The organism is Pseudovibrio flavus (genome assembly GCF_009711345.1).
GTDB classification, from domain to species: domain Bacteria; phylum Pseudomonadota; class Alphaproteobacteria; order Rhizobiales; family Stappiaceae; genus Pseudovibrio; species Pseudovibrio flavus.
This window is the reverse complement of the sequence record NZ_SMMA01000061.1, coordinates 59,320-79,104: the sequence shown is the minus strand read 5'-3', so window position 1 is coordinate 79,104 and position 19,785 is coordinate 59,320. Positions and strand designations below refer to the sequence as shown.

Genomic DNA, 19,785 nt, shown 5'->3' with positions numbered 1-19,785 from the left:
TCGTTTCGTTCGAAAAGAGTAATAGCGGGTCGCTGCATAGATAGAGCACCCCGCTGCTCCAAAGTCGCGTTAGGCTGGCTCTGTATCTCTATCAAGGCCGACTTCTCGTCGTGCCTGAGCCACTTCTTCCTCATCCGTGTAGCCGATCAAAACACCGGCGTGTAGCTCTTTGCCTGATGCCGCTATGATCTGTTCATCCGTCATGGTTACGCGGGTATGGTGGCGGCGATACCATGCAAACAACGCGTTGTTCATCCGCTCTCTTTCGCCTGCATAATCTGGATGGTCACCAAGGTCTGTCAGCTCATCCGGATCCTCTTGAAGATCGAAGAGCATTGGGCGGAACCCTTCCGCGTGAACGTATTTCCAGCGCTTGTCCATGATCATGGCTAGGCGGCAATCGCTGACAGGTAGATCAAGGTCCAAGCGGGCGCGGCGCATGGAATAGTCGTACTCGCTGATAACGAACTCACGCCACTTTACCTGTTCGGACGCTTCCAAAAGCGGAAGTAGTGAGCGCCCTTCCAGCACATTTGGTTTAACCGTGCCGCCAAAAAACTCCACGAAGGTTGGGGCAAGGTCGATACCTTCTATGAGCTCGTCACAAGAGCTACCGCGTGATGCATCAGCTTCGCTGCGTGGGTCTACAATAATTAGCGGAACCTTGACCGATGGCTCATGGAACAGCTCTTTTTCTCCAAGCCAATGGTCGCCCAGATAGTCGCCATGGTCGGAAGTAAACACGATCATCGTATTACCGAGCAGTTGTTTTTCTTCCATAAAGGCTAAAAGGTCGCCGATTTCATCATCGATCTGTTTGATTAGCCCCATGTAAGCAGGAATAACCTTTTCCCGCGTTTCATCATTACTAAACGCCTTGCTTACGCGCTCGTTCATAAATGCCGAAAAAACTGGGTGGGGAGCTTGGCGCTCTGCTTCACTTCTAACAGGGGCTGCAACGTGTTCTGGCCCGTACATGTTGTGATAGGGCGCTGGAACTATATAGGGCCAGTGCGGCTTGATGAGTGACAGATGCACGCACCAAGGCCGTTCGTCGGCGGTTTCAACGAAGTCTTTGAAACGCTTGATCATGTAGGGCGTTTCAGAGTGTTCCGCCTTCACACGAGCAGGTTTATCCGCATGGCCTAGCAGCCAGCCAGAAAGGATTTCTCCATCCTCTCCTTCAGCAGAGTTCGCCCAGCGTTCCCATTGGTTGGGGCCTTCATATCCCTGTTCTTCCAGATAGCTGTCATAGACAGGGTTTGGCGAGTAAGGGCCGTCTGGATGAAGGCCGTCATCCCTTTCAAATACTTCAAAGCCGCATTCGGAAACGCGGGCGCCAATGTAGCTATCCATCTGGATGCCTAGACGCTCCATTCCTTCGCTATCGGCCCTCATATGTGTCTTGCCGATCAGGACGTTCCTAACGCCGATTTCCTGCAAGTGGTCGCCCAGTGTCGGTTCACCAACTCTAAGCGGAATTCCGTTCCATGTACTGCCGTGAGAGCGAACGTATCTGCCGGTATAGAAGCTCATTCGTGATGGCCCGCAGATTGGAGACTGCACGTAAGCTCTATTGAACTTAACGCCCCTTGAAGCAAGCCGGCCGATGTTTGGCGTGTGAAGGTGCGGGTGGCCGTAGCAACTCAGATAATCAAACCTTAGCTGGTCACACATGATCCAAAGTACATTGCGTTTTTCTTGAGCCATCCCGATTCCTCCGTTGGGGGAATAACAATAGACATGACTGGCAAACGCAAGGGTACGTGCACTAGCAATTGGATTGATGAGCTCTTTGTCGCTTGAGGGGCCGCCGGTAACCATTAGACAATTACCGCGTGGTTGCGGATTAAAGTCGGCTATACTAGCCCAAAAAGAGGCCCCGTTTGCGCAAGATAAAGCGACTTCTTGCCGGTGTTCTAATGGCCCTTGTTTTGTTGTTTGGCCTGAGCATCGCCTATCTCGTTTCGCCCTATTCGCAGGCGACACGAACTGTGCTGCTTGAACGGGTGCTTAGCCGCGTACTGGACCGTCATGTTGAGATTGACGGTGACGCGAAGCTGCAGTTTGGCGATGAACTTACGATCACTGCGAGTTCTATTCGGCTTGCCCGTGTTAGTGACACGCGGCAGGAAACCCGCTGGCATAGTGTTGGTAGCGGGTCGCTTTCGCTGCCCTACACCTCGTTGCTGTTTGGAGAGCCGCATATAAGCCGTGTTCGCCTAAAGGGTGCTAAGGCCTTTATTGAGCAACGAGGAAAAGATGAACCACTGAAGCAACGGCATTGGGACTATAGCGACGTTGCCGAGTTCACTGGAAATTTCCTAAAAGACCCACTTGCTCGCGATTTTGTTTTGGAGGACCTGACACTCTCCTATCCTGACAGGGGAAACGGCTGGGAGGCGGTTTTTGAAATCGAGCGATGGTCTTCTGAGGCCAAGTCTGATGAGAATACCATTGTGATGGCTGTCCAAGGCAGCTTGAACCAGAAACCTTTTGCTGTGCAGGCGACATTTCCTGATCCCAACCGCAAGCCAAAGGGTCCGCTAAACATTGCAGTGACTACTGAAGGTCTCGCAATTTACGTTTCTGGCAGCTTAGACTTGAAAGAGCCTACCGCTGAGATAACTGCAAAACTCAACGCTCCTATTTCAAGCCTGGGGGATATTCAGAGCTTGTTTGATATCAACCGCGTGGTTGAGGGCGACGGGCGTTTAGAAATGGCTCTTGCTGGCCCCTTAAACGCGTTGGGGCTCGATAACATTAAGCTGGACGTAAAGCTGGTTAGTGGATCCAGCATGAAGCTCACGGGAACTGTAGGAAACCTGCCCAAAGGCACTGGCATCGATCTTTTGTTTGATAGTCGCCGTTTTCCCGAAGGGCGTGACCCTGCCAAACCCAAGGACCCCTCCGAGATTACCTTGACTGGGCTTACTGGTCAGATATTGGGTGATGAGCGTCGCCTCTATCTGAAAAACTTCAAGCTGCTTACAAACGCAATAGAGGGCGAACTAAAAGAGATTGGCCCTATCTGGGTGGACCGGATCGTTAGAGATACAAAGGGCAATGTCGGTTTTCTTGGGCTGAATATCTTGAGCGGTCCAGCCGATGATCCTGTTCTGGATCTGAAAGGCTCCATCACCAATCTTCTCAAGTTTTCCGGCATTCGTATTGGGGGCTCTTTTGACTTTGGTCTTGGCCAGTTCATTGCGCCAAATGCTCCAAAAGCAAAAATTGATGCGGGAAGTTTTGCAGGAACTCTCTTCATCTCCGATGCCTCCGGAATTCTGGAGTTGGAGCAATTTGACGGGCGAACCCGAAATTCCAAGCTCGTTGATTTATCCGTTTCTAAGATCGGACCAAGTGATAACGCCAAACCGGAGACGGGCCGGTTTCCAGTCTTTGAGATTGACGTGAAGGTGCCTGATTTCAACGCGCTTCAGAAAAGGCTGGGTCTCAAAGGCAGCACGGTGAAAAAGGTCGCTTACAAAGGGACGGCAACCTATCAGGAAAACAGTGTTGCGCTGAAAGGCGCCGGTCTGGTTGGGCAGACCAATCTAGCGGGAAATCTGAGTTTGGCTGTTTTGGAAGATAGCCTGAAGCTGACGGGAGACCTCAATACGCCCAAGCTTTATCTCGCTGATGTGGAGAGCCTCATTAAGGTTTACCGCTTTATCGAAGGGGAGCGGAACAAAGCCGTTGCAATTGAAGAGGTGTTTACCGCGCCTTTCACCGCGTCCGTTGATTTTGCTGCAAAGAGTATTGCTGGCGGCGGTAAGACAGCAAGCAATATGAGCGCGAAGCTTTTGTATGCCCGCAAGGTGCTTAAGTTCAATCCAATCCGCTTGACTTACCTTGGCGGTAAAGCCAACGCTACGGTTCATGTCGATACTCATTCCAAGCCCGCCAAGATAACCGCAGACGGACGCATTGATAAATTAAAGATGGGAACAGTTTTAAAGGAACTGGGCATTCCGCGTCTTGTCAGTGGCTCTTTAAGCATGAGCTATAACCTTACCGGTACTGGTTCAAACTTTGAAAGCTTCCGACGTTCAGCAAGTGGCAAGCTTGTCGCTTCCCTTTGGGGCGGCACCATTGGTACGAGACTGATTGATCTTGCCGGGCAAAGTTTGGTGCGATGGATGTTCTCCAACACATCGAAGGAGGATCAAGCCAAGCTAGTCTGTGCAGTTTTTCCGCTCACGCTTAAGGCTGGGCGAGGGCAACTCAAAAACGCTGTTGTCGAGACAGAAAACGTCCAAGTGGTCGGTGGTGGGAAGGTTGATCTGAGAGACGATAAGTTGGAGCTGAAATTTGCCCCCCGTGCTTTGGCGCCTGATGTGGTTGATATGGCGTCGGACTTTACAGTTGTTGGTCCGATCAAACACCCGCGCTTTAAAACGAAAGACAGCAGTGCAGGGCGTGTTGTTGGCGAAGTTTTGACGACACCGCTCAATCTGCTGGGAGTTATCTTTGGTAGCAAAGAGAAGGGCGGCGCAAACAAACACCGGCCTTGCTCCATCATAAAGTCACGCGGCGCGAAGTGAAAATGTATCTAACTGGAAGCAGATCCGTCTGGTCATGACATAGATCGATTTAGCGGAGCGTTATTCCGGCGTGACCTGAAACTGTATTTTCCGACACGCTGGATTTTAAACGATAGATGCCTCGTAAGTTAGCTTAGCAGTTTTTCTAGTTCGCTATCTGTAACCGGTTGCATTGATTGACAGTCAAATGCAGGGCCTGAAAGGTCGTCTTGAGTTATCTTGGCCTTGGCAATCTTGTTCGTCGCAGTGCGGGGAAATTCGTCCACGTAAGCAATGTATCGCGGCCTTTTAAAAGGCGCCAAGCTCTCTGCCTGCGCTTTTACCTGCTCCGGCGGTAACTGGTCCGGTCCGTTGCCATCGGTCATTTTCACCAGAACCATAACTTCTTCCCGTCGCATCTCATCGGGAACAGCGATCGCTGCTACCTCCGCTATTTCGGCAGCTTGAGCTATCGTGGCCTCTACTTCCTTAGCCGAAATGTTTTCTCCGGCCCGCTTGATCATCTCTTTCTTGCGCCCAACGATCCTGTGATAGCCATCAGCATCTTTGGTAAAAAGGTCGCCCGTATTGAACCAGTCGCCATCGAATGCTGAAGCGTTTGCCTCTGGCTTTTTGTAGTAGCCCTGCATGATCGCACGCCCGCGTATTTGTAGTTCGCCTACTTCGCCGCTGGCGCATTCAATACCAGCATCGTTGACTACTCGCGTTTGCCTGTAAGGGGCTGCGATCCCGCAGGTGTTGAGCTCCAGTTTTTCAGCTGAATTGTGTGGGCAAATAATTGCCGGACCAACCTCCGTCATGCCGAAGCTATCGCGCGCAACAAGGTTGAAGCGCTCTTCTGCAGCTGCTCGGGTTGCTGGACGCCAGCCGAAGCAGTGGACGAACTTCAGAGGTATATCCCTATCGCCTTCAGACGGAGGAACAGCCTTTAACAACGGTTCAGGCAGCACGCAGTAATGGGCGTTGTTTTCCCGTATCCAGTCTAGAAATTTGGTAAGGCTCATTTTTTTCGCGATTATAGCGGTTCCGCCAATCGCCATGGATGAGAGAAACGACCATTGACCATCCATGTAGAAAAAGGGAGCCCAGAAAAAGAGCCTGCTATTGCCGTAGTGGCGATGCACCTGCGCAATCGAGTGGGAAAGCACAAGCCAATAGTCCTGACTTAGCATACAGCCCTTTGGAAAGCCGGTGGTTCCACTGGTGTATTGTAAGCTGGCCAAGTCGGTGGCGACCACGGGATACCCCGGGTCAAATTCTTCCAGGTTGCCGCCTGTTTCCAGCAGGCCCAAGTCGTTATCCTGAACAACGATAGGGCTCATAATCTCCTCTGGGAGATGTTCCATCTCGCCTACGGCACTTAGAAACTGTTCTGCGATAATAAGCGCCTGCGCATCGGACTGGTTTACGATGTAATCAAGTTCCTTGCCGCGGTAAGCGGTATTAATTGGAACGATAACCGCGCCCAGCTTCATAATGGCAAACCATAGAAGCGTTGAACCAGAACCGTTAGGCAACATGACGGCGATATGTGCGCCTTTGCGGAGACCTCTATCCAATAAGTTCTGGGCAATTCTATTTGAACGCTCGTGCAGGGCTTTATAAGTCAGCCGAATTCCGTCCTGAAAATAGTCAGCTGCAATCGCATCACCATAGCGCGCTGCCTGCTCGGCGCAAAATGAGGGAATACTCTCTGGAAAGCCCTTTTGCTCAAGGGCTTCTTTTAAAGCTTCAATTTCAATTTGGCCGGGGTGCTGTGTCATGCTTTGCTCTCACTTTTGGCAAGAGGTGGGGTCGTAGACTGAACGGAGCGGGCCAGACGGTACATATGCCCTGCCATCGCCATGCTGTCGCTGCGGCTCATATCGAGGCTGCGCTGATAACTTTCCATCTCTATCCGTACACCGAGAGGTGGATGAGAAGCGATTTTACGGGCTGCGGCCATCGCAGTGTCCATGAGAGCATCGGCCTCAACAATGTCATTGATCAAAAAGAGGCGCTGAGCCTTGTTCGCATCAATTTTCTCGCCCAAAAGCAAGAGTTCCATTGCGGCCGTGTGCGGTATCGCCTTACCCAACGACAGGCCTGCACCTGCACCTGCCATTCCATAGGCAATTTCAGGCATACCAAACTGAGCGTTAGGGCTTGCGTAGCGGATATCCGACAGTAGGCAGAAGTAAATGAAACCCTGACCAAAGCAGTGCCCGTTTACCGCTGAAACGATGGGTTTATAACGCGCCATTGTCATTACTTCATGTTCCCATCCCGGGTACTCCTCGCTATCGAAGGAGCGGGATGGTTGAAGATGACGTTCGACCACTTCTTCCCGTGTTCTTGCCGGTCTTTCCGACTTGATGTCGTCGCCGGCACAGAAAGAACGCGATCCAGCTCCTGTGAGGACTCCGCACCTGATATTTCGATCCGCGTTGAAGTCCTGCAGGATGTCGAAAAGCTGGCGATGCATCGCAGGTGTAAACACGTTCACTGGCGGATTGTCGATGGTGATGATCGCAATGTCATCGATTTTTTCATAGTTCAGCATGGTCTCTCCGCCATCAAGTAGATGGTACTCTGTTTCGGCGCTCCGCCTTGCGGCGAAGCAGTTCGGCAAACGTCATAGTCGCAGTGGTGATCACCACGAAAAAGACGCTGATCGCTGCAATTGTCGGGTTAATTTCAAAGCGCAAATCGTTCCAGATGCGCATGGGCAAGGTCTCTGCACTGGACATGACGAACAGTGAAATGATCAGCTCGTCAAAGCTAATGAAGAACGCAAAGATCGATGCGGCAATGAATGAGGGAGCTAGGGCAGGGAACGTTGCTGCCATGAATGCGCGTACTGGCCCTGCACCCATAATTCTCGCCGCTTTTTCCAAGGTGGGGTCGATTTGTCTGTAAGCAGATCCGACGATCAGAATAACGAATGGCAGGCAAATGGCTGTATGGGCTGCAATCAGAGTTAGCTCGTTATCAGGTAGCCCCACTTTAATCGCCAGAATAAAAACGCCTAGAGCAACAATGATGTTGGGCACGATTGCAGGCGCCAAAAACAAGGATGTGAGCGCGCCGGATTTACGGGTTCTGCGACGCCCCAAGCCAATCACAACAAGTGTACCAACAAAGACGGCCGCAAGACTGGAGCTAATCGCAACGCGTACCGAGCGCAGTGTTGCCGATATCCAGATCGGGTCCTGAAAGTACTCTCGGTACCACCGAAGACCGAACTCTTCGGGTGGAAAGCTTAAAAAACGACCGTTAGAAAACGAAATCGGAACAACGATCAAAATCGGAAAGAATAGAAACAACACGATCAGAATGTAGAAGAGCGTGAGTGGGCGCATTGCTTTATCCATCATGACGTTTCTCCTTGGTGATGGACAAAGCGGGATGAAAAGAGCCGCACAGCAAACATTACAAGTAGCGTTGCCGTTAGCAGAACAATTGAAAGAGCAGCTGCAAAACCCCAGTTTCCGGTAGAAACCTGACTGCTTATGATATTCGCCAGCATAGTGTCCTTACGCCCGCCCACCAGCGCGGGCACGATGAAGAACCCCATAGACAAAATGAAGACGATGAGTGTTCCTGTAATGGCACCCTCAAGAGAAAGCGGGAGAAACACTTCCCTAAATGCTTTGAAGGGGGATGCTCCGAAAATTCGGGCCGAGCGCATAAGCGATTGATCAATTTCTGTCATGGAAGAAAAACAAGTTACGATCAATATCGGAAGCATGATCTGGATCATGCTGACGTAGACCGCTCCGGTCGTGAAGAGGAGCTTCAAGGGTTCGTCAATCAATCCGACCCAAAGGAGAGTTTGATTGATGATGCCTTCTTTGCCCAGCACAACCATCCAAGCGTAGGTTCTTGAAAGGATGGACATCCACATTGGAACCAGCACAAGGAAAATTAACATTGGCCGACGGCGACTAGGTTGACGGACGATGAAATAGGCTATCGGATACCCGATTATCAAACATGCAAGAGCTACGACCGAGGAGACCTGCAAGGTAGTCCAAAAGATCCGCATATAGGCACCTCGATTAATAAATCGGGTGAAGTGCTCTGTCGTAAATGAAGGATCAAAAAGGCCGTGCTGGAAAACAAACCCCACAGGCACCAGAAACATCACGCAAATAATGGCGAGGCCTGGCAGCAGCGCAATACGCTTGCTCATCCGGTAACTCCATAGCGTTAGGGATTAGGCCACCGGATACTTCCGGCGGCCAGAAATAGTGAAGGGTAGGGTTATTCCAAAATCCAGTCTTCCCAACGCTCTTTGAGTGCGCTGAGGTTCTTGCCCCAGAAAACCGCGTCGGTCACGAACTGTGCGGTAACGTTGTCTGGGTGGGTAGGTAGATTTGAGCCCGTATCGGCCTCCAAATGCTCATAGAGGCCGTTGACCATGCCCGGATAAGGCACCATGGATGCAAACTTTGCAGATCGGCGCGCATCAGTCATCAAGAATGAAATGTAGTCCTGACTGGCTTTTATCTTTTGGGAGCCTTTGATGATCGCAACATAAGACCCTTTGATGCCGCCGCCATTCCAGTTGATTTCGACAGGGATACCCTGTTCAGCCAACTTGGTTATGCGCCCGTTCCACGCTGACGAATAATCTACTTCGCCGTCAGAGAGCAGCTGAACGGGTTGTGCACCAGCGGTCCACCATGCCGTGATATGGGGCTTGATCTCATCAAGTTTGGCGAATGCCCGGTCTTGCCCCTCCTCGGTTGAAAGCACCGAGTAGACGTCTGCGGGCGCGACGCCGTCTGCGATAAGGGCAAACTCAAGGTTATCAATTGGCTGATTTTGAAGTGCCCGGCCACCTGGGAATGTCTCTACATCCCAAAAGTCGGCCCACGAATTCATTGTCTTGCCTTCTGGAAGCTTATCCGTACGAATGGCCAGAACGGTAGAAAATGTAGCTGCAATTCCGGCATCTGGCAGTTTTGCTTCAGGTGGAAGCACGCCAAGCGGATCGATAACTGCCCAGTCAAGTGGCTGAAGCCAACCGGAAAGCGACGCAGTTGCATATTCTATGGGGTTGAGTTCACTTACATCCCAAGTAACTCGGCCAGCTACCTGCATGGCTTTAAGCGCGGATACGCGATCGCTCGTTGCCAAGGCATTGACCGCAACGCCGGTCTGTTCTGCAAACGGGTCGTCAAAGACGGTCTTCATCACCTGTGCTAGTCCGCCACCAGCACCTGCATATGTAATAGACTCATTTGCAGCAGCCGAACTCGTTCCAACTGCAATTGCACAAGTGAATCCAACGAATAGTTGTCTTATAACCATAGTTCCCTCCCCAAGAACGTTGAGCTGGTTAATCTGCGAGCAGCGGCACTGCATCTTCGTTATTGAATGCAAGTTTCACCGTCTCTCCAACGCGAGGGCGTTCTTCGCGGGTAGACCGCGGACAACGAACCTCGATAATGCGACCGGTATTCAGGCGCACTGATTGTGAAAGCACTGGCCCGAAGAACACTTCGTCGTGCACTGTTCCTTCAAATGTTGTTTGATCGTCACCTTCATGCCCCTTCGCAAAGGATATGCATTCCGGCCTCAAGCTAATTGCTGTGGCCTCCGGGTTTGCCATAGGAATATCAAGCGACATTTCAGGAATGTCGGCCCGTCCATTCGTGATAACGGAGAGATCGAAGATATTTGACTGTCCTATAAAATCCGCCACAAAACGGGTCTTTGGCCGGTCGTAAAGGGATACCGGAGTATCGACTTGCACAATCTTTCCGCCTTGCAGGATCGCGATACGGTCGGAAAGAGTAAGCGCCTCGGACTGGTCATGGGTTACGAACAGAACCGTTGTGTTGATGCTTTTGTGAATGCTGCGGATTTCCTCTTGTAGCTCTTCACGAAGTTTCGGGTCCAATGCTGACAGACATTCATCCATCAGCAGCACCGGAGGCTCAAACACAACGGCGCGGGCTAGGGCAACCCTTTGACGCTGACCGCCCGAGAGCTCTTGAGGTTTGCGTTCAGCGTATCCCTCAAGACGCACCATGGCCAAAGCCTCTTTGACTTTGCGGGCAATCTCTTCCTTTGGAACTTTTCTCATACGCAATGGAAACGCAACATTTTCAGCAACGGTCTTATGCGGAAAAAGGGCAAAGTTTTGAAACACCATGCCGATGTTACGGTGCTCTGGAGCCACCCCATTTAACGGCCGGTTGTCGATGTAAACGTCGCCTGAAGTTGCCTCCGAGAACCCTGCGAGAATATTGAGGGCTGTGGACTTACCAGAGCCAGATGCGCCCAGAAGCGTAACAAATTCACCCGGCTCTATATCCAGATTGAATTCGCTCAGGGCCACGGTAGCACCGAATGATTTGCTGACGTTTTCGAAACGAATGCGGGACCCTCGCACCACTTACTCCATTTTTAGACGCTGTATCTATTTTTTAAACGTTGACCAAAATTAGACACTCTGTCAATAATTATTCATGCATTTTGTGAGTATTAGTCCGTATCTCGAAAAAAGTCCCCCTTCAGAGGGTTTTAACGTTGCCGAACTTTTGGAGGCGCGGGCAAATTCGCTATCCAAGCGCAAGAAACGAGTGCGTACGCGGGCGAAATTACTCGCCGTGGCAGCGCGTGAGATTGAAAAGGTAGGGTACGATTCGCTGACTATTGACCATCTGGTCTCTGCCGCAGGCATGGTGAGAGGGACTTTTTATCTCTACTTCAACAGCCGTGCTGACATCATAAAAGCTGTTCTTTGGAAATACTGGGCCTTGATGCGCATTCATCGTCCACGAGGCGGCGGGCTTGGCCTCAGAGAATCCATACACCGCGCCAATTCTTATACGGTTATGCTCGCTGCGCTTAATCCCGGACTGCTTGAAGCGCGTGAGATTTTACTGCGAGAAGACCAGCAGATCTTTCAGCGTATGGAGTCCATTAATAGGGTATGGGCAGAGCGAATTGTGCGTGATTTAGCTAGGCGGGAACGGGTGCATGATGACGAGGCTGATCTGGCCTTCCTGCGAATGAAGGTACGTGCAGTCATCCATATGTCGGACGCTCTTCTTGCCGACGTTCACCGAATGGCAAAATGGGATGCAAGTGAACAGCCACCCAACCTTGATCTTGTTATCCGTGTAATGGACGATCTCTGGTTTCGGTCGCTTTTTATGAAAACCAGCTAATCCAGCTTTTTACCAATCACAGTGCGGGCGAATGTAGCTTAGCTCGTCGTTAGGAATGCTGGTTGCTTTCATCGCATCAAAGTTCAGCTGCAAATGGAGCCAGTGCTCTACGCTTGTACCGAAGTACTTTGCAAGGCGCGCTGCAGTGTCGACGGTAATTCTGCTTTCGCCTCTTAGAACACGTTCGAGTCTACGGCGTGAAATACCCATTCGCTTGGCGAGGGTATAGGGCGTCAGCTTGAGCGGTTGTAGATACTGCTCTTTGATGATGTTTCCGGGGCACAAGGGGCTATGTGCGATCATATTCGGTTGCCTCGGCCTTATCGATTACAGTCAGGCTAAGAAAAAGGTTCCCGAACGGGTGCTCGGGAACCTGTTACCACTTACGTAAGTAGCTTATTTGAATTCGGTTGCGTTGATCCAGAGAACTGCATCCTGAGAGAGTTCTTTGCCGTTGAATTCTTTAGCTGGGCCGGAACCAAGGCATGCGAAGCCCCAGTTGCCTGCGCGTGGAATACCGAAAGTGAACATGCCGTTTGCATCTGTGATCGCGACCATTGCGGTAGCTGGCTTTGGACCTGCTTCTTTACCGAATGCGTTTGCGTCCATTTCAACGAGTGGGTTGATGTACTCGATTTCACATTCAACGCCAGCTGCTGGTTTGCCTTCGCTCAGAACCTGACCGGTGAAGGTGCCGCCAACATAGTTCTGGTATGGCTTGTTCAGTGGAACGATTTCGGTGACGAGGCCAACAGGCTCATTCCAACCGGTTGGAAGGCCAGCCTTGTTTACAAAGCTCTTGGTGATCTGCTGGATGTAAACGCCTTCACCTTCTTCAAGGTATGGAGCAGGGGTGAATGTGAAGATGTAGTCGCCGTTGCGCTTCACTTTGTAGCTTGCTTCATAAGCTTTCGCGTCGTTGTGTGGGCCTTTCCAGGTGATCGGCTTCAGGGTGGAAAGTAGGTCTTTGGACTTGCCTTTGAAGAACACGTTGAATGCTTCTGGCTCGCCCATGTCCATAACGTGACCGTTTTCCATTGGGTGACCGAATACGAGCTTCAGATCGATTTCTGCAGGTGCGTCTAGCATAACTTCTGGAGTGTAGAGAAGCTGGAAGTGTGCCTGTGCAGAGCCCATAGCAACTGCGGAGATGAGGGCTGCGCCCAAGAGGATCTTTTTCATTTGTGAACCAAGCTTTGTAAGTTAGGTAATAGAAGATCGCTCACAGAATGCGTTGCAATCTGCGTTAAACTTCAACTTGTTTGTATTTGGCGGCGCTAGTGCGCCAAATTCTATTTATTCGACGATGTCGGAGCCGTTGATTTCAACTGCGTGGCCTGGGCCTGCGTCAAATACAACTTTGTAGTCCCCATCCGGCTTGTCGAATTCGAATTCGCTGTCTTCGCTCATCTTGCCTTCAAGCAAGGTGTTGCCGTTGGCATCCATAACGAGCACGCCCACGCCAGAAGCAGAAGAACCGTCAGAAAAACCGCCTTCGCACAGAACGGTACCATCGCCGTTGTCATAGCAGGAACAAAGAGGTGTGTGAGCAAACGCAGAGGTTGAGGCCACCGCAAAACCCAGTACAGCAGCAATGCCGAGTAGTTTCATTTTTCTTTCCACCCAATTGGGCTCTTACCAAAAAGCCTCTAGCAAACTGCACGTGTAGGTGCTGATTACTAAGTAATATGTTTAGTTTTGCTTTTCTGGTTGCAAAAATTGCATGAGCCGCTTCGCCATTTAAGATGGTAATGTTGTAAATAGTAATCATTCGCATTTTCAAGTTGTAAGCATACGTATATGAATTATTTCCAGCCAATAAATACGCGATAAGTATAACTTCGGAATATTCTATGTCAGACGATCGAAAACAACGCTCCGCCGGAGTGGCGTTGTTCCTCAACGATGTGTTGCCCGGTCAACGAGTGTTGGTGAAAAAGCACCATTCAGCCGGGGCAATCCGTCAGCGGCTTATGGATCTTGGATTGCTTGCAGACACGCCTGTGGACGTGGTTCGTACCGCGCCGCTGAAAGATCCTATCCAGATCCAGCTAGACACCTACAACGTTGCATTGCGCCGCGCTGAAGCCGCGACAATTGAAGTCGTGGAGATCAACTAGATGAGACAAGAGGCAACCATTGCGCTGCTGGGTCAGCAGAATGCTGGCAAAACAACGCTTTTCAATGCTCTAACCGGAGCGCGGCAGTATGTTGCGAACTATCCGGGTGTCACTGTCGAGAAAAAGTCCGGTCGCTACTCTTTCAATGGCCAAAGTACCCTTGTTGTCGATCTTCCCGGTACTTACAGCCTGACGTCGTTTTCGCCAGAAGAACGTGTAACTCAAGAGTTTCTTTTGACGCAAAAGCCGCAGGTTTGTGTGAACGTTGTCGATGCCGCAAACTTGCGCCGGTCCTTGAACCTGACAATGCAGTTGTTGGAGATGGGTCAGAACGTGGTTCTGGCGCTCAACATGCTAGACGTTGCAACCCGCCGCGGCATTACGATATCGGTAGATCAATTGTCGAGCAGGCTCGGTATTCCGGTTGTGGAGACAGTAGGCAGTAAAGGGCAGGGCTGTAAAAACCTTAAGGAAGAGATTTCAGCAGTCGAGCAACTTACAAATTCCTCTGCCTATGAAATCGACTACGGGCCACTTGAAGGTTCGATTAAAGATATTGAGGCAATGCTTGTTGGCACGAATGTTAGCCTTCCTGCCTCTTCTCGTTGGTTTGCAATCAAGCTTTTGGAGCAAGACCAGTACGCAACACAGTTGATCACCAAACTTTGCGAGGCCTCGGTAGTCACAGAGTTGGAGCAGAAGGTTTCTGAGGCAAATCGTTGTTTCTTCGATCAGTACGGAGCAGACATAAGCGACCACGTCATTAATGTTCGCAACGCTATTATTCGCTCAATTATTTCCGATGCATTGACCACAAAAGGCACGGGGCGCGGATCTGTTTCCAAGAAAATCGACAGCGTTGTCCTCAATCGTATCGGTGCGCCAATCTTCCTGATCCTGACGGTTTATCTTATCTATCAGGCATCGATTGTCTGGGGCTACGAACTAACAAATTACACATGGCCGTACTTGGCCAAGACCCGTGAAATTTTGTCTGGCTTCTTGCCTGCTGCCGGTTTTATCGAAGACCCTTACACCCGTGCACTGGGTCTATGGCTTATCGATTCTGCAAATACGCTTTTGAACTATGTGCCGATCTTTCTGATTTTGTTCGCGCTTATCGCAATCTTGGAAGACTCCGGATATATGGCGCGTATCGCCTTCATTCTTGACCGCATTCTCAATCGCTTCGGTCTACATGGGCAAAGTACCCTACCTCTTATCTTGGGTGGTGTGTTTGCCGGTGGTTGCGCTGTGCCAGCGATTATGGCGACAAAAGGCATTCCAGATAACCGCGCCAGAATGGCAACCATTTTCGCCGTGCCGTTCATGAACTGCCTTGCGAAGGTTCCGCTCTACACACTGTTGCTGGGTATTTTCTTCGTTGAAGATAAATCCTTGATGACCTTCTACATCTCAACGATGACGGTCATTTTCGCGCTGCTGGTTTCCAAACTTTTGACCAAAACGGTTTTGAAGGGGCAGGAGACTTCTCCATTCGTGATGGAGCTGCCTAGTTACCACGTGCCGACGATTGGCGGCGTTCTGCGTCGCTCAATTGAGCGCACATGGGTTTATATCAAGAAGGTTGGTACCATCGTCGTTGCTGTCGCCGTCGTTGTGTTCACGCTGCTCCAGTTTCCGGGGTTGCCAGAGGACAGAATGCAGCACTATGAGGCGCAGGCAGTTGTTGCTCTCGATAAGTTCCAGAGCAAAGTCGCAGGCAGTGCCTATGAAAATCTCGCAAGCGAAGCCGAGGTTGTCGGGCTGGTAAACTTCTACAACGATTACCGCCGTGCCAAGCTAAACGCCAAAGGCGCTGCAGCATCCCGCAAAGTGGCGAAGGACTTTAAGGCTCGTAATGCGGAGTTTTATGCCGTTGTTAAGCCTCCTAAAGGCGACAAGGATGCGAAGGCTGCTAGCCGCGCACTGCGTAAGCTAATCAAAGAGCGTAACTCTTTGCGCCGAGACCTCAAAGAAGAGCGTCTTTCCAGCTCGCTCCTTGGTGCTATTGGACGCTCTATGGAGCCGGTCACGCAGTATGCCGGTTTCGACTGGAAAATTAATATTGCGCTCCTGTCTTCCTTCGCTGCTCGCGAAAGCAGCGTAGCGACCCTCGGTGTTTTGTTCCAGCAAAGCGATAGCGAAAATGCCTCTCTTGAGGAACGTATGGGCGATGAAACAAAGGCAGGTGGTGCTACCGCGCTTTTGGCAGTTTCGATGATCCTGTTCTTTGCGCTTTACCCTCCGTGTCTGGCAACAACGGTCATGGTGCGCGTACAGACCGGCTCTTACCTATGGATGGTCTTTTCTATCCTGTTCCCGACGTTCCTCGGGCTCACCGTGTCCAGCATCGTGTTCACTGCTGGTACGTACTTCTCCCTTACAGGTATCGAGGCCATGTCTATAGTCTACTTTGCCGCTTTGGCGCTTGTAATCGCGATTGGCCTCAAGAGTGAGCGGACGAATTCAGGAACACTAATCAACAATAGGCACTCCAGCGAGGTTTCCTTATGAGTGAAACAAGCCTTTTAGCCTCGAGTGCCAATGCGTGGACAGACTACCTTGTCTTCATTGGTATTACTCTAATCGCGATTGTCTATCTCTATAGAAAGCTATGGCTTAAGCGCGGGTCCTGCGGCTCTTGTTCGCAAGAGAAATCCTGCTGTTCCGGATGCGCGCCTGAGGCAAGCAGCGATGGTAAGCCTGAAATGCGAGATCACTGATGGTTTCGCAAAATACCGGTAAGGCGCAGCAGGTTAAATCCTGCTGCTGCTCCCACGAGGCGGCTATCTCGGTGAAGGGATTAACCCATCGGTATGGCAAGAGAACAATCTACGAAAACCTAAATTTCAGTGTCCCGAAAGGGCGCGTTGTTGCTCTTCTTGGTAAGAATGGTGTTGGCAAAACGACCCTGATCAAGATCCTAATGGGGTTCTTGAAACCGGTAGGTGGTCGGTGCGAGGTTCTGGGCGAACAGTCTCATTTGCTTAGTGCTGCTACGAGGGCACGAATTGGGCTGCTGTTTGAAGGACATCTTGCCTACGAGTTCATGACAATCAGCCAAATCGAGAAGTTTTATGCGCCATTTTACCCAAAGTGGCGACGTGAAATTTTTTATGATCTGGTTGACCGACTGGGCTTGCCCCACAGCCATGTCATTGGAAACATGTCTTGCGGCCAGCGATCTCAGGTGGTTTTGGGCCTGATCTTTGCTCAAGATCCAGAGTTGATGATCCTTGATGACTACTCTATGGGTCTTGACCCCGGCTACCGTCATCTCTTTTTGGATTTTCTGCGAGACTTTCTGGCTGAAGGAAACAAGACTGTCTTCGTTACATCCCATGTCATTCAGGACATGGAAAAGCTCGTTGATGATGTGATTTTCTTGCAGCGAGGTGGTGAATTGATCCAGATGCCGCTCTCCTGTTTTTCTTCGAACTTCAGATGTTTTGAAATAAAGAATGTCGCAGGCGTTCAGTTTCAAAAAGACAATGTTATCAGGAATGTCGATCTGGTTGGACAATCTCCAAAGCTCTTTAGCTTCGGTGACCGCGAGCAGGTGCGCGCGCATATGGCCCACCTTTACCCTAATGTGGCCATCGGTGAGCAGATTGATATGAGCCTAGAAGATGCCTTCATTGGCCTGACCGGGAAATACTAGGCATGTTGCAAGCGTTGTTTCTAAAAGAGTGGATTAAGGTTCGCAAAGTCTGGTTTCTCATTCTTGCCCTTAATCTTGCAGCTCTCCTCTATCTCTATTTGGGCATGCGCCACCAGTTTCATAACGAGCATTCGGAGATGATCTGGTACTGGAGCTTCGAACTTCGGCGTATTTTATATGGCGATGTCAAATATCTCGCGGTGCTTAGTGGCGGCGCAATTGCTGCGGCACAGTTTTTGCCTGAGATGGTCAACAATCGTTTCCGGCTGTCGTTCCATTTGCCCGTTCGTGCCGATATTCAGGTTTGGTCTTGGGTTGGTATTGGGGCGGCACTGGGTGCTGTAATCGCTTTTATCATCGCGATTGGTCTGTTTTGCATCGTCACCCTGTGGTTTCCGTTTGAGGCTGGTGTAAGTGCGGTACTTACTGCTGCTCCATGGTTACTTGCAGGTTGGGTTGCTTATTTCTCGGTTGCGCTTGTGATGCTCGAACCGCAGCCTGTTAAAAGAGTAGCCTATGCGCTTCTGGGATGTGCATTTCTTGGCCTGCTTTATAATGAGCGGGGTTATCAGGAATATGATCAGATCCTGCCTGTGCTTATTGCCGCCGCTATGCTGTTTCCTGCAAGCGTCATTTATCCCGCCTATCGATACCGTCATCGGAGCTGAGCCGCGATGTCTACCCGTATTGCACGCATCAGCTTGATGATGCTTACCACCTTGCTTTTGGCTATTTGGCTTCCGATGCTCCACACCATGCTCTTTGAAGAGCGGTTCGGGAAAACCCATTTGTTTTACAGCCCTACGATCAAAGAGTTTGTCTACAAAGAGCTAGTGGGCGAGGGGCACCAGTTGGCTTACCGTGACGCCAAAGGAAACGATTACTCGCGCAAGGAATTCGAGTTCCTCAACCCGTTCATCTATTACAAAAATATGGAGATGTGGGGCCATCTTCCATTGGTGATAGATGGGAATACCTATGACAAGCAGGCGATCCGCAGCGAGCGAATGGTGGTAGAAATCAAACCTCGAGACCTCGCTGGCAACTCGCCGCGTGTACAACTCTTTCCCTTGCTGGAATCTAATCCCGGGCGTGTTCGCTTAAGCTTCCCAACGAATGTCTTCAGGCCATCTGATCAATTGGAATTCGTAGACAGTGATCTTAATGCCTTCGACCCGGCATTGACCGATCAGTTCACACAGGCACTGGCCGGTGCCGGCTTCGAGTTCCCTGTTAGCCAAGTCTTTGGCCGCGTATCGATTTTGAAGGCTTACGATTCTGGGTTCTTGCTTCAAGACAGCAACGGAGCACTGTTTAAGCTTAAAAAGCGTGATGGAGAGGCTGTTATTAATCGCATCGAGCTACCATCGGGCCTTGAAGTGCGGCACGTAGCCATCACCGAAAGCAAACAGAGAGAAATTCTCGGAATCGTGATTGGTACTGAAGATGAAGTGTATCTGCTGACAGAAGGGAACTTTGACCTTATTCCGCTGCAGCTTCCTGATTTTGATGCTGACAGCATGGAACTAAAGGTTATTTTTGATCCACTCTACAGAACCGCAATTTACTCAGACAATGAGCGCATTTACTCAGTAGCAATGGACCGCGATTTCACTAGCATTGCCACTTATCAGCGGACGATGGCAATAGCGGAGCCACGCCTTGTGGACGAGGTTTGGCACTTTCTGGTTCCCTTTGAGCTTCAGATGTCTGCGGATAATACCCGTTACATTCAGCTAAATCCCGTCATCAATATGCAAGCTTTTCTAGTCGGTAACCTTCTGGTCTTGGGCTTCGTTCTTGCAATGAAAAAGTGGCGCGTTCGAGATTTCGCACCGAGCTATGGGGAGCTGCTATTTATCGCCCTTGGCGGCGTCTATGGACTGGTCGCCTGCTGGTTGTGGCCAAGCTTGAATAGAGAGCAAAAGGTCCTGTGAACTTTCAATATGTATGAAAACAGATCTGAGGCCCTGAAGTAATTCAGGGTCTTTTTTAATGCCAAAGTGGTTGGTCCTGCAGCAAGAAGCAGCTCCACCCATTAGGTGTTTTTTAATTGCCAACTAGGCCATTGGGCAAAGAAAAACCCGCCTTGCAGCGAGTTGTTTTTCTTTGTTATCAATAAGATAACAAATGGCGGAGAGGGTGGCCGCCATCATCTCGTCATGTAGCGTCACAGGACGTACATTAAACCTATACTTATCATAGGCTTATTATAATCCATTGTTCAGCTACGTAATATAGCGTAACATGATATCACTTTATTTATGATGGGTAGGATGATGGGTAGG

The 19,785-nt window shown here is 50.4% G+C and carries 17 protein-coding genes; 7 read left to right on the top strand and 10 right to left on the bottom strand.

Features of this window, described 5'->3' with window-relative positions:
• Positions 1 to 69: 69 nt before the first annotated feature.
• A complete protein-coding gene (locus E1162_RS09560) occupies positions 70 to 1,710 on the bottom strand; it encodes an alkaline phosphatase family protein (RefSeq protein ID WP_155130034.1) in 1,641 nt (546 codons plus the stop codon).
• A gap of 176 nt (positions 1,711 to 1,886) precedes the next feature.
• On the opposite strand from E1162_RS09560, the gene E1162_RS09555 reads away from it, so the two are divergent.
• A complete protein-coding gene (locus tag E1162_RS09555) occupies positions 1,887 to 4,547 on the top strand; it encodes an AsmA family protein (RefSeq protein WP_155130031.1) in 2,661 nt (886 codons plus the stop codon).
• A gap of 128 nt (positions 4,548 to 4,675) precedes the next feature.
• Here the strand turns inward: E1162_RS09555 and E1162_RS09550 are convergent, their stop codons facing one another.
• From E1162_RS09550 to E1162_RS09525, 6 genes are all read right to left on the bottom strand, one after another.
• A complete protein-coding gene (locus tag E1162_RS09550) occupies positions 4,676 to 6,310 on the bottom strand; it encodes a class I adenylate-forming enzyme family protein (RefSeq protein WP_155130028.1) in 1,635 nt (544 codons plus the stop codon).
• Entirely contained in the window at positions 6,307 to 7,089 is a 783-nt protein-coding gene (locus E1162_RS09545) for an enoyl-CoA hydratase/isomerase family protein (RefSeq protein ID WP_155130025.1), read from the bottom strand. Before E1162_RS09545 ends, E1162_RS09550 begins: the two co-directional genes overlap by 4 nt.
• Positions 7,090 to 7,102: 13 nt before the next feature.
• Positions 7,103 to 7,903: an ABC transporter permease gene (locus E1162_RS09540; RefSeq protein WP_155130022.1), complete on the bottom strand. Its 801-nt coding sequence runs from the start codon at positions 7,901 to 7,903 to the stop codon at positions 7,103 to 7,105.
• Positions 7,900 to 8,721 carry an ABC transporter permease gene (locus tag E1162_RS09535; RefSeq protein ID WP_155130019.1) on the bottom strand — a complete coding sequence of 274 codons (822 nt, stop codon included), beginning with the start codon at positions 8,719 to 8,721 and terminating at the stop codon, positions 7,900 to 7,902. Before E1162_RS09535 ends, E1162_RS09540 begins: the two co-directional genes overlap by 4 nt.
• Positions 8,722 to 8,792: 71 nt before the next feature.
• Positions 8,793 to 9,845, bottom strand: a complete 1,053-nt coding sequence (locus E1162_RS09530; RefSeq protein ID WP_155130016.1) for an ABC transporter substrate-binding protein — start codon at positions 9,843 to 9,845, stop codon at positions 8,793 to 8,795.
• Positions 9,846 to 9,873: 28 nt separating this feature from the next.
• Positions 9,874 to 10,932, bottom strand: coding sequence for an ABC transporter ATP-binding protein (locus E1162_RS09525; RefSeq protein ID WP_371311883.1), 1,059 nt, complete (start codon positions 10,930 to 10,932; stop codon positions 9,874 to 9,876).
• Positions 10,933 to 11,008: 76 nt separating this feature from the next.
• Here E1162_RS09525 and E1162_RS09520 point away from each other — a divergent pair, with 76 nt between their 5' ends.
• A complete protein-coding gene (locus tag E1162_RS09520; RefSeq protein ID WP_155130013.1) occupies positions 11,009 to 11,713 on the top strand; it encodes a TetR/AcrR family transcriptional regulator in 705 nt (234 codons plus the stop codon).
• Positions 11,714 to 11,722: 9 nt separating this feature from the next.
• Here the strand turns inward: E1162_RS09520 and E1162_RS09515 are convergent, their stop codons facing one another.
• The 3 genes from E1162_RS09515 to E1162_RS09505 all read right to left on the bottom strand — a co-directional run bounded on the left by E1162_RS09515 (position 11,723) and on the right by E1162_RS09505 (position 13,324).
• On the bottom strand, positions 11,723 to 12,016 hold the full coding sequence (locus E1162_RS09515; protein WP_155130009.1) for a HigA family addiction module antitoxin: 294 nt from the start codon (positions 12,014 to 12,016) through the stop codon (positions 11,723 to 11,725).
• Between the two features lie 93 nt (positions 12,017 to 12,109).
• Positions 12,110 to 12,895: a DUF4198 domain-containing protein gene (locus E1162_RS09510; protein WP_155130006.1), complete on the bottom strand. Its 786-nt coding sequence runs from the start codon at positions 12,893 to 12,895 to the stop codon at positions 12,110 to 12,112.
• A 114-nt stretch (positions 12,896 to 13,009) separates the two neighbouring features.
• Positions 13,010 to 13,324 (bottom strand): hypothetical protein, encoded by a 315-nt coding sequence (locus E1162_RS09505; RefSeq protein WP_155130003.1) that lies wholly within the window; start codon positions 13,322 to 13,324, stop codon positions 13,010 to 13,012.
• 242 nt (positions 13,325 to 13,566) lie between these two features.
• Here E1162_RS09505 and E1162_RS09500 point away from each other — a divergent pair, with 242 nt between their 5' ends.
• The 5 genes from E1162_RS09500 (at position 13,567) to E1162_RS09480 (ending at position 19,434) form a co-directional block, all read left to right on the top strand.
• Positions 13,567 to 13,833, top strand: coding sequence for a FeoA family protein (locus tag E1162_RS09500; RefSeq protein WP_155130000.1), 267 nt, complete (start codon positions 13,567 to 13,569; stop codon positions 13,831 to 13,833).
• Entirely contained in the window at positions 13,834 to 16,350 is a 2,517-nt protein-coding gene (gene feoB, locus E1162_RS09495; RefSeq protein WP_155129997.1) for a ferrous iron transport protein B, read from the top strand. It abuts the gene before it with no gap.
• A 208-nt stretch (positions 16,351 to 16,558) separates the two neighbouring features.
• A complete protein-coding gene (locus E1162_RS09490) occupies positions 16,559 to 17,497 on the top strand; it encodes an ABC transporter ATP-binding protein (RefSeq protein WP_155129994.1) in 939 nt (312 codons plus the stop codon).
• A 2-nt stretch (positions 17,498 to 17,499) separates the two neighbouring features.
• Entirely contained in the window at positions 17,500 to 18,165 is a 666-nt protein-coding gene (locus E1162_RS09485) for a hypothetical protein (protein ID WP_155129991.1), read from the top strand.
• A gap of 6 nt (positions 18,166 to 18,171) precedes the next feature.
• Entirely contained in the window at positions 18,172 to 19,434 is a 1,263-nt protein-coding gene (locus E1162_RS09480; protein ID WP_155129988.1) for a DUF4857 domain-containing protein, read from the top strand.
• Positions 19,435 to 19,785 lie beyond the last annotated feature (351 nt).

What these genes read in the sequence shown, in the direction of transcription:
- E1162_RS09560 (WP_155130034.1), bottom strand. Translation starts at nt 1,710, where the DNA reads ATGGCTCAAGAAAAACGCAATGTACTTTGGATCATGTGTGACCAGCTA.
- E1162_RS09550 (WP_155130028.1), bottom strand. Translation starts at nt 6,310, where the DNA reads ATGACACAGCACCCCGGCCAAATTGAAATTGAAGCTTTAAAAGAAGCC.
- E1162_RS09545 (WP_155130025.1), bottom strand. Translation starts at nt 7,089, where the DNA reads ATGCTGAACTATGAAAAAATCGATGACATTGCGATCATCACCATCGAC.
- E1162_RS09540 (WP_155130022.1), bottom strand. Translation starts at nt 7,903, where the DNA reads ATGATGGATAAAGCAATGCGCCCACTCACGCTCTTCTACATTCTGATC.
- E1162_RS09535 (WP_155130019.1), bottom strand. Translation starts at nt 8,721, where the DNA reads ATGAGCAAGCGTATTGCGCTGCTGCCAGGCCTCGCCATTATTTGCGTG.
- E1162_RS09530 (WP_155130016.1), bottom strand. Translation starts at nt 9,845, where the DNA reads ATGGTTATAAGACAACTATTCGTTGGATTCACTTGTGCAATTGCAGTT.
- E1162_RS09520 (WP_155130013.1), top strand. Translation starts at nt 11,009, where the DNA reads ATGCATTTTGTGAGTATTAGTCCGTATCTCGAAAAAAGTCCCCCTTCA.
- E1162_RS09515 (WP_155130009.1), bottom strand. Translation starts at nt 12,016, where the DNA reads ATGATCGCACATAGCCCCTTGTGCCCCGGAAACATCATCAAAGAGCAG.
- E1162_RS09510 (WP_155130006.1), bottom strand. Translation starts at nt 12,895, where the DNA reads ATGAAAAAGATCCTCTTGGGCGCAGCCCTCATCTCCGCAGTTGCTATG.
- E1162_RS09505 (WP_155130003.1), bottom strand. Translation starts at nt 13,324, where the DNA reads ATGAAACTACTCGGCATTGCTGCTGTACTGGGTTTTGCGGTGGCCTCA.
- E1162_RS09500 (WP_155130000.1), top strand. Translation starts at nt 13,567, where the DNA reads ATGTCAGACGATCGAAAACAACGCTCCGCCGGAGTGGCGTTGTTCCTC.
- feoB (WP_155129997.1), top strand. Translation starts at nt 13,834, where the DNA reads ATGAGACAAGAGGCAACCATTGCGCTGCTGGGTCAGCAGAATGCTGGC.
- E1162_RS09490 (WP_155129994.1), top strand. Translation starts at nt 16,559, where the DNA reads ATGGTTTCGCAAAATACCGGTAAGGCGCAGCAGGTTAAATCCTGCTGC.
- E1162_RS09485 (WP_155129991.1), top strand. Translation starts at nt 17,500, where the DNA reads ATGTTGCAAGCGTTGTTTCTAAAAGAGTGGATTAAGGTTCGCAAAGTC.
- E1162_RS09480 (WP_155129988.1), top strand. Translation starts at nt 18,172, where the DNA reads ATGTCTACCCGTATTGCACGCATCAGCTTGATGATGCTTACCACCTTG.